Genomic DNA, 13,237 nt, shown 5'->3' on the forward strand with positions numbered 1-13,237 from the left:
TTCATTTATAATCTAAAAATCCAAACTGGAGACTCATCTCCTTCAGCTCTTTCATCAGCGAGGCATCTAGTTGTCGGGACCCGATCTGTAATATAAAACCTCCGATAATCGAGGGATCAACCTTATGGACAAACTCTATTGTCTTATCAGTATGACGCCGCACGAACTCTTTGATTTTATCCATCGTCTCGTCCGACAACTCCATCGCCGTGATGATCTTCACCCGGATAATCCCGTTTGCAGCCCGGTAAATCTTCTGAAACATCAGGCAAATTGACCTGACATACATTTCCCGGTGGTTTCTTATCAACAAACGAATACCCTTGATGTACGCCTCTCCCGGTTCTATCCCGATAGCCGTGGAGAGCAGCATTTCCTTATCCTCGGGTGATAACAACGGATTTAACAAAGCTTTCTGCAAGTCGGGATGAGCGATATAATTTTTCTCGAATAATTTCATCTTCTCATACACTGCATCAGCAGCATTTAACTCCTGCGCGTATCGAAACACGGCCTTTGCATACCTTCGAGCAATCAATCCTTCGTCCATACTCTCCTCCTTTACTCTTTATTCTCAAGCTCGTTCAACAACTTACCGATCAGTTCCATCTGGTTCTTATCGGTAGCCAAGTCCTTACGCATCACTTTCTCTGCAACCTGCAAAGACAGGGATGCCACTTGTTTACGCAATTGTAATTCTGCTTCCCGTTTTGCCTGCTCTATCGACAAATTGGCAGCCTCCCTCACTTGTTTTGCCTCGTTTTCTGCCGCTTTTCGGGCCTCCGCTATCATCTCCCGTTTCAGCCGTTCTGTCTGCTGCAATACCTCTAATTGTTGCTTACGGGCTTCCGTCAGCAAATCTTTGGCATCCTCTTGTGCCTTTTCACGATCTCTTTTAGCCTCCCGGGCATACTCTACGCCTTTATCAATAAAATCAGCCCGCTCGTCCATCATCCGGACAATAGCCGGCCAGGCGTATTTTGCCAGAATGCCGAAAAGAATCAAAAAGACAACCAGCATCCAAAACACTAATCCGAATTCCGGTGTAAATAATGACATAGCTTCTTTTTATACAAACAATGCTAATAAACAAACGATAATTGCAAAAAGAGCAACACCCTCGATCAAAGCCGCAATCACGATCATATTGGTTCTGATATTGTTAGTCTCTTCCGGCTGACGGGCAATAGCATCCATCGCCGAAGAACCGATCTTACCGATACCAATACCTGCAGCAATAGCTGCCAAACCAGCTCCAACACATGCACCTATCTTAGCCAGACTTAACCCGGCTGCTGCTACTTCCAATAAAATCAAACTTTCCATAACCTTATTTATTAATTTTAGATTTGATAATTTTAGATTTTAAATTCAAACTTTTAGATTTAAGTTTTTAGCTTTTAACTTTCCTCACTCTCGCCAACCCGATAAAGATTGTTGAAAGCAACATAAACACGTATGCTTGAATAAACCCGATCAACACGTGAATCAAGTTCATAAACACGGCAAACAATACCGAAAATACCGTTGTAACGCCCAATACCACCTGTCCCATCACGCTAAACAGAAAGATCAACGAAATTAACACCAACACAATCAAGTGTCCTCCCAACATATTAGCGAAAAGACGAATCATCAAAGCCACCGGTTTCGTGAACACTCCGAATATCTCGATAACAGGCAATAAGGGTACCGGACATTTCAATCCCATAGGCACATCCGGCCAAAATATCTCTTTCCAGTACTCTTTCGTCCCGGAAACATTAATCACCACGAAAGTACATAATGCCAAAACCAGCGTGATTGACATATTTCCCATCACGTTCGCCCCTCCCGGGAATACAGCTATCAACCCCATCATATTGGATACGAATATAAAAAAGAACAACGTCAACAGATAGGGTGCGTATCGCTTGGATTCCTTTCCCAGCACACTGACAATAACTTCTTTATATAACATTTCGATGATCATTTCCAGACCACCCATTCCCTTACGCGGGGCCTTAAACTTTTTCCTTTTATAAAATCGAACTAACGAGAACACGATCAACATCGTGATCAGCCCGCTAATCATCACGGAAAAAGCGTTTTTGGTGATAGAAAAATCATAAGGACGATATTCGTTTCCGGTAGCATCTACCCCCACGATCTTCCCTTCATAAGCTCCTTCCCCGGCAATATGAAATCCTTTATATGTTTTCCCGTCTGCTAAACGTGAAGAACTGAAAAAATACCATTCCCCTCCATTATCCCGAACAATCACGGGCAGAGGTATGGTTACCTTTCCGATAATCGTCCATCCATACTCGTCCCCCAAATGCTCGAAAATAGTCTTTTTAGGGTCAAAAGCCTTATCCTCTCGTTCCTCCTGCTGCATCACGGAATCCACCCGTACGGCAAGCTCGTCCTCGACCTGTTGCGATTCTTCCCCGCTAACACCCGTTGCGGCCACTCTAACCGCACCCGCAGTTAGCGTTCCGACCAACAGAACAAGTGTCAACAATATATATTTCAAATCATTCTTCATAGGTGCATTAATTTATACAAACCACCACATTATTGTCCCGAACTTCCACAACTCCCCCGCGAATCTGTACACTCTTTTCCTCTTCTGACCCTTTATAGACAATTTCTCCCGGAGTCAACGTAGATACTAACGGTGCATGATTTTCCAACACGGTAAACTGACCCACCGTACCAGGCAATTTCACCATTTGCACCTCACCTTTATAAATCACTTTTTCCGGAGATACTATTCTTAAAATCATGACCTTAATTATTTTAGATTTTAAACTTTAGATTTTAGATCCTATCGATTAATTAATTTAATGATTTTCGATTAAGTGATTTTAATCATCGAATCGGCAATCACGGAATCTTTTGCATTCTAAACTCTAAATTTTACATTCTCTAATTTCTTTTCTTCGCTTGTTCAATCATCTCTTTCCCTTTCTTGATCACATCATCAATGGTTCCGGTATTCATAAATGCCTGCTCCGGATATTCATCCATATCCCCATCGAGAATCATCTTGAAACCGCGAATCGTTTCTTCCAATGGAACCATAACCCCGGGAATTCCGGTGAACTGTTCTGCCACGTGGAAAGGTTGCGATAAGAAACGTTGCGCCCGACGAGCCCGTGCCACCACGATTTTATCCGAATCAGATAATTCATCAACACCCAAAATTGCAATAATATCCTGCAACTCGTTGTAATGCTGCAATAATTCGACCACTCTTTGCGCGGTTTGATAATGTTCTTCTCCAACAATTGCCGGATCAAGAATACGCGAAGAAGATTCCAATGGATCTACCGCCGGATAAATACCCAATTCGGTGATCTTACGACTCAACACCGTCGTGGCGTCCAAGAAGCTGAACGTTGTGGCCGGTGCGGGATCTGTCAAGTCATCTGCCGGAACATAAATGGCCTGAATAGAAGTAATTGAACCATTCTTCGTAGAAGTAATACGTTCTTGTAACTTACCCATCTCCGATGCCAATGTCGGCTGATAACCCACTGCTGACGGCATACGTCCCAACAGGGCCGAAACCTCCGACCCGGCTTGCGTGAAACGGAAAATATTATCAATAAAGAACAAAATTTCTTTTCCACCAGCATTCGAATCCCGAAACATTTCCGCAACCGTCAACCCGGACAAAGCCACTCGTAAACGAGCCCCGGGAGGTTCATTCATCTGTCCGAAAACCAATGTTGCCTGCGACTGGCTCACCTTCTCCATATCCACGCTCTCCAAATCCCACTTCCCCTTTGCCATCTCCTCCTTGAACTTGTCACCATAGTTGATAACCCCCGATTCTATCATCTCCCGCAACAAATCGTTCCCTTCCCGGGTACGTTCTCCAACCCCGGCAAACACGGAATATCCATTATGTCCTTTGGCAATATTATTAATCATCTCCATGATTAACACAGTTTTACCAACTCCGGCACCCCCGAACAGACCGATCTTTCCTCCTTTAGAATAAGGTTCCAACAGATCGATCACCTTAATTCCCGTAAGCAGCAATTCCTCCTTAATAGACAAATCTTCAAATTTCGGTGCCTCTCGATGTATAGAACTCGTTTCCTTGTAATCCAATGGGGCTAGGTAGTCGATAGCATCACCTGTCACGTTCAACAAACGTCCCTTTATCTGGTCCCCCATGGGCATCGTCAAGGTCCGTCCTAAATCCAAAACCTTCATACCGCGATATAAACCGTCGGTTGTATCCATTGCTACACAACGCACGGTATCTTCTCCCACGTGTTGTTCCACCTCGACAATCAACTTCGAGCCATTCTCCCTCTCAATCTCCAGAGCCTCGTAAATAGGAGGTAAGTCAACCCCTCCACCTTCAAAAATGACGTCCACAACAGGACCAATCACTTGTGTCACGTATCCGACTTTCTGTGTCATAATATATGATTTAAACGTTCTTTAAATACTAACTTATAACTTTAACGTATATTCACTCGGAATAGTTTCCTCCCAGCCATATTATATTCAGGCCATGTACTGAATTCCGATAATACGTTTATATGATTATTACAAATTAAATAATCATTTTATTCATCCAGTAAATATAAAATCCCTGGATATGTTTCATAGACAAGTAATCAAAGATTTCATCACGCCACGCGTCATGACTATTCTTTCCATCAATACCTTGTTTAAGAATCTCTTTCGCAGAACTCACCCGTTTGTCTTTTTGAATTTCTACATCCTCGGGTAAATCCACAATATCCGTCAACATAAATGACTTCTCCAGAAAATCATACACGTCCGTCAGATCAATTGCCGAAAAAGTAGCTGTAATCTCTGAACTATTCATCGATTCCCCGGTGGTCTCCACTCTTCTTTCTCTTGGCATGTCCTCCGGCATAGCCTGCCCTCCAAAACAAACCATCAAAAGTAAAATTGGTATCGCCCGCAAAATCCACTTCATAATTCAATCTATTTAAATATTCAATAAACAACTCTTCCGCTATAAAGCAATTTCCGTACCAAAACTTAATCTTTTACGAATACTAAATTTTCATTTTATTAAAATTGGGGATATTCTAATACAAGAATACCCCCACAATCGACACACTTTTACCGATTCACAGCTTAATACTCTCAAGAGCTTTCAATGCCACCTCATCCTTGGCATCCAACGTTAATACTTTAGAGAAAAATGACTTTGCCTCCCCGTATTCTCCTTTTGCCGGATCAGGATTCCCATTATTTTTTGTGGTAATAGCATCAGCAATCACGTAATGATAATATCCCAAGTATTTATAACTTTCTATCAGTTCCCGTTTATAACGTTCCGGTTGTACTGATCCTATTTCTATCACTTTCTCATAATATGGTTTTGCCAACCCCTTCGTTGTTTCCGGATCAAGCATGGAATTTACCCGGGCCCGCCAAAAATAACTCACGTAACTATTAGGAACTTGGATACTTAACTCTTTGAATAAAGTATCTGCTTTTATCAGCTCTTCCTTTTGCAATTCCGGCACCGAATCCTGGCAAGCCAGATTATAGTAACATTTCCCCAGTTTCAACAAATCTTCCGCGGCCGGTTCCTCCACAAAATCAAAATATTGCTGATAATAGACCACGGCCGAATCCAAATCTCTATTTTTCACGAAAAGATCCGCAATATCTTTCAATAACTCCTGACGCTTGCAATCCGCATTCAATGCCTTTTTATAATAAGTAATTGCCTCATTATATTCTTTTTTCACGGTCAACTGTTCCGCGTAACAAAGATAATCCTGACAAATCTGACTCTCTTCGGGAGTAGATTCTATAAAATGCTTTATAGCCTCCAGACATTTTTCCCCATTCTCCCGTTTAGAAAGACAATAAGCATATAAACGTTTTGCCACCAAATCTTCCGGCTTTTCTTTCAACACGGATTGAAGTACAGGCAACATCTTTTCATACTGTTTATCGAAATACAATATACCGGCATACCGCAACAAATGATCCTGATCATAATACCCTGACTGAATAAATTTAGAATAATTATCAGCAGCAGCCTTACTATCTCCGGCCATTTCATACAGCTCCCCTAATATACAATAGATACCACAAAATTCCGGGGATTCTTCCCGGGCCTTATCCAACTTTTCCAACGATAAGGAACGATTGGCCGACATATACAAGCGAGCCTGTTTTAAGTATGCTCCCACACAATCCGGACTAAAATAAGCGGCCATTTCGTATTTGGCACAAGCCTCCCCAACTTTCCCCTGTGCAGCCAGAATATCTCCTTCCACCAAGTATGGCAACCCACTTTTAGCATCCAACTCTCTCGCCTGATTCACGTGTTCCATTGCTTTTGTCATATTACCTGCATACAAATATGCTCTGGCTATTGCCAACTGCACGCCGGCATCTTTCTTGTCTTTTTTGCTTGTAAACACCTCTTTGAACAACTCTTCACCGTCCACATCTTTCCCCAATTTCAACCCAACTACCCCGATCCGGTTGTAAGAATAGTCAGGCATAAACTCTATCCCTTCCTGGTAGTATATCCCGGCAGAATCACGAAGTCCCAACACCAGATAACATTCTCCCAGATAGTAACAGGTTTCTGCTTGCAAAACACCCTCTCGTTGTTGCTGCAAATTATCGAGGAAAAAAGCCTTGGCAGCCCCGATCATTCCCGATTCATAAAGATCTATTCCGACCTTATTGTCTGCTGCCTTCACGCTCGTCGCTGCCAGCAAGCAAAATAATCCGCATATAATTAATTTCGTTTTCATGATCTTAAAATTATTCATTAAAGTTGGTCCCTCACGTTCACGATATTCACGGGCATCGTGGCAGGTAACAATCCGGCTTTCAATATGATTCGCTGTCCTCTTGCTCCTGCAAAAAAGGAGGTTAACCCGGTTGGGAGTGCGCTCCGGGGATCATTCAGTAAAATGTATATATCACGAGACAATGGATATTGCCCCGTGTAGAGATAATACTGGTAAGGCTGGTAACTATTCCCGTAAGTAGGTAACTCCGCACGACTGATCCGTGCCACCTGTATTTCTTTTCGAAAATCCCGGCATAAAGAATCCTGTTCGTCACTAATCCAATTGACCCCGATTACCCCCATAGCACCGGGAGTTCGAGTAACATACTCGATGACATCCCGATTCGTTCCGGCGGCATGACATCGATCAGACAAGTTACCCCGCCCGCATATCGAATCCAGCACGTAACGTACTGTGCTGGAATTCCGGTGGTCAAACACGACTTGTATTTCTCCCAATTTCGAGTCCGCCGACAATTGGTTCCAACGTGTTATCTCACCGGAAAATATTTTCTTTAAAGTACTCACGTTAAATATCGAATCGGCATTTTGCCTGTTTACAATCAAAGCAACACCATCAGTAGCTATCTTGATGGACTCCGGAAAAAACTTATTGCTGTGGAATGACTCTAATTCGTCCCCCGATAAAGGGCGTGTGGCCAACACCCAGCGCACGCTGTCGCGTAACAACAGGGTTATTGCATCCACTTCACTCGTATATATCGGGACGATACCTGTCTGATTATATTGCGCTTCGAAAACTGCAATCTCTTCCTCGGCCAAGGGAGACAGCGTTTCATCGACTGCAACTCGAATTACCCCGCTAAACAAGGTATCTTGTACTCCTGAAGTTTTCCCTTTACAAGCCACAAGGGAGATCAGGCATAACAGCCAAAAGCCGATTCGAATATTCATACCTTTTTAATTTTAGATTTACGATTTTAGATTTAGTAATTTTCACTCGCTGTCCAACGCTTTCTTTTAATCACCTAATCGGCAATCACTAAATCTCAGAATCATTTCTTTTATTGTTGTAATTTAAACGTGATCGGTAAAGTGAACCGCACGGAAACCGGTTCACCCCGCTGTCTTCCGGGAATCCATTTACGCATGGCCTTTACCACGCGAACAGCTTCTTTATCCAGCGTCGGGTCGACCGTACGCAACACTTGTACATCACGTACCGACCCGTCCCGTCCGATCACGAATTGTACGATTACTCTTCCCTCTATATTCATTTCTTGGGCAATAGAAGGATACTTGATCTCTTTACCGATCCATTTCATCAAGGCAGCCATACCTCCCGGATATTCGGGAGCTTGTTCCACCACTTGAAAGACCTCATCTTCACTTGCCACGATCAATTTATGGTCTTCCAGATCAGCAATATCCTTACCGTTTTCCTCGTCATTACCCTTCACGTCCGCCACGGAAATCGCTGCTTTCGCCTGGTTCACCTCATCCTGCGTTTTAATCTCGTCTTCCTCACGAACCTCTTCATCTTTCTTAATCACGGGAGCCGTGAACTTAATCGTTGTCTTCAACGTCGGTGGCGGCGGAACATTCACCGCCACGATCTTGTTCTCTTCCTTCACCTCCGGCAAATCCATCTTCAAATCAGACAATTCCGTCACCGTAACCATCTTTTCCTGCGCCTTAACGGGTGTCAGGAAACGAACAAAAGCCGGAAGAACCATTGCCAGAACCACACAACCTATAATCACGACATAGGCCGTCAAGTGACGCCGGGGAGAGTGTTTACGCAACTCGTAAGCCCCATAATCCTTATTCTTTCCTTCGAATATCAGATCACACCACTCTACCGAATTTACATTTATATCCTTTGCCATGGTCTTATTGTTTTAACTCCCGGTACTCGATGACTTCTTTCAAATCATCGGCATACCCGTCGTGTGTCTTATCCTGTAACAATCGCAAATCCCCCGGAGTTATATCCATGATCGCGTACCGTCCGATATTACATATCTGCATCTCATCGAGCACATCAATCAAATTTTTGTAATTCGCAAAATCGGTAGCCTTGATCAATATAACGGGAGAATCCTTATCTTTTCTGATCTCGGCAGCCTCTTTCAGGTATTCCTCGTTCGAGATCTCCAAGTTTGCTTTCTTTTGTTTCAATTCCCGGATCTTCTGCATCACCACCTGATTACGTCCTAACAAGATTGCACGCAAACCGTTCGGGGAAAAATCGGTTTCCTGCACCATATCGGGATTCTCGTAGTCCGGCTCTCCCATATAATAGTACACTCTCCCCTCCTTACCCAACAAAATAGTCATTGCCTTGGAAGCCTTCACCTTGTTCTGCTCCTGCTCATTCAACAAATCTTTCCTCGGCATACTGATTTCCATTGTCTGGGGTTTACTCATGGACGTGCAGAGCATAAAGAAAGTAATCAACAACATATTCATATCCACCATAGGCGTAAAATCCACCCGGATACTGAATTTTTTCTGTTTCCCTTTCTTGCGTTCCCCGCTATCCTTTTGTTGTATTTCTGCCATAATAAATAAATTACAAGTTATAAGGTTCTATCATACCTCCGGCATATTACGCAACGAAGTAATCAAGTTATAACGATTCTCTCGCAGATCCTGCAACGTTGCCATAATATCCTTAATCAACGGGTAAGGAGTTTTCTGATCCGCCTTGATAGCGATCACCAAGTCCTTGTTCACCTCCCGGGCAAATTGCATCCACGATTTAAACTGGTTATTCGTGCTATCACAAGGAATTCCATAATTCATGATCACTTTATCCTGTTCTTCCGATGATAATGCCAAGAATTGTTTCATTCCCTGAATAGGCACCCCGAATGAATTACACAGACTGAATTTTTTCAATTCCTGATCCGAAAATTCAATCTGATAACTCTCTCCCATCTTTTTCAACACCTCGATACGATCCTGTGGTTTATCCAGTCCCATGAACACCTTTCCCGTTGGCTCGACTAAAATAGAGACGATATTTGATTCGGGAATCTTGATCTCAGAAACCGACTGCGGCGGGTTCACCTGCACCGGTTCTTTCTGGATAAACGTGGAAGTCAGCATGAAAAACGTCAACAACAGTACCGTCACGTCGCTCATGGCCGTCATGTCGATGAACGTTGATTTCTTTTTAATTTTCTGACTCATAACGTATATATTAACAAGTGTATACTAGCGTTGTTTAATCGTGAAACTCTGTACCAAGTAAGCTCCGATCTCGTCAATACTATGCGTGATCCCGTCTATCTTACTAGTGAAGAAATTGTAAGCAATCACAGCACACGCCCCGGTTGCAATACCGAAAGCCGTGTTCACAAGAGCCTCCGAAATACCGGTAGAAAGGGCAATAGAATCCGTTCCCCCGGCAGAAGATAATGCCGCGAAAGACTTGATCATCCCGATTACAGTTCCGAGCAATCCCATCAACGTCCCTAAAGTCGTGATCGTGGCTATTACCCCCAGATTCTGTTCCATCGTCGGCAACTCAAGCATGGTAGCCTCTTCCAGATCTTTCCGTACTGCCAACTGTTTCTCTTCTTTCGACAACGTGTCACAAACTGACACCTGTGAATAAGTAGAAAGCGATGCTTTAATCACGTTTGCCACGGTTCCTTTCTGTTCGTCACAAGCTTGGCGAACAGCCTCAATATTCCCCTCCTCAAGATCACTCTTCACCTTCGTCACGAATTGTTGCAAATTCTTCTTTCCTTTTGCTCTTTTTAAGGCAATCAACCGCTCCACGCTTAAAGTCAATACCGTAAATAACAAGGTCTGGATAACCGGAACGATGATCCCCCCTTTATAAATCGTACCTAGCAAATTTCCCTGAATAGGATGATTATTCGGGTCATTATTAATAAAATTAGCCGGATTACCATACACGAAATGATAAATAACCATTGCCAGTATAAAACACAGAATGATTATCGGAAATGCAGAAATACCTAAACTTCTTCTTGTTCCTTGTTTTGTTGCAGTCTTTTTCATAGGAGTATTTTTTATATTTTAAACGCTTTAATATTATAATGCCACGTATAATGCCAAGAAAACCAAACCAAATATGACTAACATGATCACGATCGGGTACAATGTCTGAAATAATGCCGAGTTGGTAAAACCCTTGGCATTTTCTTTACTATTCTCCATAGGTCTACTATTATTATTCGTTTATGAATAAATTCAATTTTATAATACACTGAAAAATAAGGATATAATTCGTCCGTCCGTATCCGAAGAAAGATACCATAATTACATTAGTCACCTCTATACCAGCATGTCATATCAAAACACGCTTTCAATGAGCGAGTACAACTCACCGGTATCACCATTCGTGACACTGGACAAAACGGACCTAGGAATAGCTAAATAATGATTTTACACAAATCGAACACGTAGAAACCTTGAAGATGTCGAAGTCCCAGCAAATCGGAAAAATACCCGTAAGTCTTTTCTTCCATCATCCGGAATTCACTTCTACGTGACGCAAGTTCTGTTTTCCGATAGAACGAGAGGGAGAATTGTTCCCGACTTCCATTATTAACAATCTGCCGACTTGAAAACTCTAAAGTTCGTTCAAAAACTCCATGCTGATCAAACGGGGTAGTGGAAATCTGGAATTCTTCTGACGCTTTTTCTATGTTCTCCTTATCAGAAACAGGAATATTCCCCTTGGAACCTTCACTTCCAAAGAGATTTACCCCGATGACCAAAAAGAGGAGTAACAACGAAAAATATCGAAATATCAATCCTTTCATTTCTCTCTATTTACGAAACCAAAAATACACATATTTTCCAATTCTCGCAATTTTTTGACTTAATATATAGTTAAATTTCTCAAATTTTTGCGTTTCACTTATTCATTATACGGAAACGATGATTAATCTAGTTTCATTTCCCGCAAAAAGATTTCAACATTTTTATTTGTGACAATAAATGTACATCTTTGTCCCCGTTTTTAAAATTCAAGTCATGAGAATTAACTCACTGTATTACAAACAGAACATCAACATAGCCTTCCCGATCATGTTATCATTAGCCGGTCAGGCGATCGTACAAATGGCTGATAACATCATGGTAGGACAACTCGGAGCCCCGGAATTGGCAGCCGTGTCATTAGCGGGAGCAATTATCATGAACACGATGGTTGTCGGCATGGGTATTGCCACCGGCCTAACCCCACTTGTGGGCCAAGCTCATGCGCTTGATGATAAAGAACGTATAGCCGGATTTTTCCAAAATTCACTTCTACTGAACACAACCGTGTCACTCGTACTCACCCTTTTCTTGTTCATGCTCATGCCCTACCTTTCCATGATGGGACAACCCGCAGAAGTTGTAGAATTATGCAAAGGATATTATATCCTGACCTCATTCTCGGTCATCCCGTTCATCCTGTTCATGACATTTAAACAATACATGGAAGGAATCGGAAACACGAAGGTAGCCATGGTGATCACGATTTCATGCAATTTGATGAATATTTTCCTGAACTACATATTTATATATGGTAAATTCGGTGCGCCATTTCTTGGGGTAGCGGGTGCGGGACTAGCGACATTAATCTCCCGCCTGATGATGCCTATTGCTTTTTTTCTTTACATCCATCGTTCCCAAATATACAGTCCCGTATTCCGTTTTTTTCAATTTAGCAACACGAGCCGTCGGAAAATCAAACAACTATTACAAGTCGGCTACCCCATAGCCGGACAAATGGTCGTGGAATTTCTATCCCTCAGCCTCATCACTGTCATGATGGGATGGTTAGGCACCATTGCCCTTGCGGCAAATCAAATTGTCATGTCCATGATTTCACTTACATTCATGATCTCCAGCGGAATCGCCGGAGCCTCTACCATACTCGTCAGTCATGAATTCGGGCGGGGAAATATCGGGAAAATGCGTCGTTACGCCCATGCTTCTCTCCGCCTTGCCGTTATTTTCATGGCCGGAGCAGCCGTGATCTACGCCCTTTTCGGGGCCCCCATCGCATCCATTTTCACGCCCGATCCCGAGGTGATAAAAGTGGCTCGCAACCTATTCTTCGTGGTTGCCGTGTTTGAAATCTTCGATGGATTACAAGTAACCGCACTCGGAGCCTTACGAGGCATCACTGACGTGCAGCGCCCCATGATCTATGCTCTCGTCTCCTATTTATTTGTCGCCGTACCGCTAGCATATATTGCCGGAATCCTGCTCGACTTCGGGGCTCCCGGACTACTCTCCGGATTCTGTGGCGGCCTCATGTTCGCTGCCACCCTCTTCATCCGTAGATTCAATAAATCTGTGAAAAACATTCGCCTGCGGCGAGTTACAAACTTATAGATTTTAGATTAAAAGATTACGTGATTGCCGATTGAATGATTCTGTGATTCTATAACCACCTAATCGGCGATCACGAAATCACAGAATAAGCGCTTGCCT

The 13,237-nt window shown here is 42.9% G+C and carries 16 protein-coding genes; 1 reads left to right on the forward strand and 15 read right to left on the reverse strand.

The genetic code is table 11. The features are described 5' to 3' along the window. Position 1: 1 nt before the first annotated feature. The 15 genes from I2I33_RS04350 to I2I33_RS04415 all read right to left on the reverse strand — a co-directional run bounded on the left by I2I33_RS04350 (position 2) and on the right by I2I33_RS04415 (position 11,571). A complete protein-coding gene (locus I2I33_RS04350) occupies positions 2-550 on the reverse strand; it encodes a F0F1 ATP synthase subunit delta (protein ID WP_027202957.1) in 549 nt (182 codons plus the stop codon). An 11-nt stretch (positions 551-561) separates the two neighbouring features. Continuing rightward, complete coding sequence (atpF, locus tag I2I33_RS04355; RefSeq protein ID WP_027202958.1) at positions 562-1,059, reverse strand: F0F1 ATP synthase subunit B; 498 nt, start codon at positions 1,057-1,059, stop codon at positions 562-564. A gap of 9 nt (positions 1,060-1,068) precedes the next feature. Next, positions 1,069-1,326: an ATP synthase F0 subunit C gene (gene atpE / locus I2I33_RS04360; RefSeq protein ID WP_027202959.1), complete on the reverse strand. Its 258-nt coding sequence runs from the start codon at positions 1,324-1,326 to the stop codon at positions 1,069-1,071. Positions 1,327-1,393: 67 nt separating this feature from the next. After that, positions 1,394-2,527, reverse strand: a complete 1,134-nt coding sequence (gene atpB, locus I2I33_RS04365; RefSeq protein ID WP_087419821.1) for a F0F1 ATP synthase subunit A — start codon at positions 2,525-2,527, stop codon at positions 1,394-1,396. A 7-nt stretch (positions 2,528-2,534) separates the two neighbouring features. Further along, entirely contained in the window at positions 2,535-2,768 is a 234-nt protein-coding gene (atpC, locus tag I2I33_RS04370; RefSeq protein ID WP_087419820.1) for an ATP synthase F1 subunit epsilon, read from the reverse strand. Positions 2,769-2,910: 142 nt separating this feature from the next. Continuing rightward, on the reverse strand, positions 2,911-4,422 hold the full coding sequence (gene atpD, locus I2I33_RS04375; protein ID WP_087419819.1) for a F0F1 ATP synthase subunit beta: 1,512 nt from the start codon (positions 4,420-4,422) through the stop codon (positions 2,911-2,913). A 136-nt stretch (positions 4,423-4,558) separates the two neighbouring features. Next, positions 4,559-4,951 (reverse strand): hypothetical protein, encoded by a 393-nt coding sequence (locus I2I33_RS04380; RefSeq protein ID WP_087419818.1) that lies wholly within the window; start codon positions 4,949-4,951, stop codon positions 4,559-4,561. 157 nt (positions 4,952-5,108) lie between these two features. After that, a complete protein-coding gene (locus I2I33_RS04385; protein WP_140402545.1) occupies positions 5,109-6,764 on the reverse strand; it encodes a tetratricopeptide repeat protein in 1,656 nt (551 codons plus the stop codon). Between the two features lie 17 nt (positions 6,765-6,781). Then, positions 6,782-7,720: a PstS family phosphate ABC transporter substrate-binding protein gene (locus I2I33_RS04390; protein ID WP_162613706.1), complete on the reverse strand. Its 939-nt coding sequence runs from the start codon at positions 7,718-7,720 to the stop codon at positions 6,782-6,784. Between the two features lie 110 nt (positions 7,721-7,830). Then, positions 7,831-8,655, reverse strand: coding sequence for an energy transducer TonB (locus tag I2I33_RS04395; protein ID WP_087419816.1), 825 nt, complete (start codon positions 8,653-8,655; stop codon positions 7,831-7,833). 4 nt (positions 8,656-8,659) lie between these two features. Further along, the gene (locus I2I33_RS04400) at positions 8,660-9,331 is read right to left on the reverse strand and encodes an ExbD/TolR family protein (protein ID WP_027202967.1); all 672 of its coding nucleotides are present in this window, start codon (positions 9,329-9,331) and stop codon (positions 8,660-8,662) included. A 30-nt stretch (positions 9,332-9,361) separates the two neighbouring features. Next, positions 9,362-9,964 carry an ExbD/TolR family protein gene (locus tag I2I33_RS04405; RefSeq protein ID WP_027202968.1) on the reverse strand — a complete coding sequence of 201 codons (603 nt, stop codon included), beginning with the start codon at positions 9,962-9,964 and terminating at the stop codon, positions 9,362-9,364. 24 nt (positions 9,965-9,988) lie between these two features. Beyond that, positions 9,989-10,804, reverse strand: a complete 816-nt coding sequence (locus I2I33_RS04410) for a MotA/TolQ/ExbB proton channel family protein (RefSeq protein WP_027202969.1) — start codon at positions 10,802-10,804, stop codon at positions 9,989-9,991. A gap of 33 nt (positions 10,805-10,837) precedes the next feature. After that, a complete protein-coding gene (locus tag I2I33_RS20420; RefSeq protein ID WP_255378860.1) occupies positions 10,838-10,963 on the reverse strand; it encodes a hypothetical protein in 126 nt (41 codons plus the stop codon). Positions 10,964-11,178: 215 nt separating this feature from the next. Then, positions 11,179-11,571, reverse strand: coding sequence for a hypothetical protein (locus I2I33_RS04415; RefSeq protein WP_087419815.1), 393 nt, complete (start codon positions 11,569-11,571; stop codon positions 11,179-11,181). A gap of 214 nt (positions 11,572-11,785) precedes the next feature. Between I2I33_RS04415 and I2I33_RS04420 the strand changes: the two genes are divergently transcribed. Continuing rightward, positions 11,786-13,138 carry an MATE family efflux transporter gene (locus I2I33_RS04420; protein WP_162613705.1) on the forward strand — a complete coding sequence of 451 codons (1,353 nt, stop codon included), beginning with the start codon at positions 11,786-11,788 and terminating at the stop codon, positions 13,136-13,138. The last annotated feature ends 99 nt before the right edge of the window (positions 13,139-13,237 follow it).

The organism is Butyricimonas sp. BSD2780061689_150309_C8 (genome assembly GCF_015560935.1).
GTDB lineage: Bacteria > Bacteroidota > Bacteroidia > Bacteroidales > Marinifilaceae > Butyricimonas > Butyricimonas paravirosa.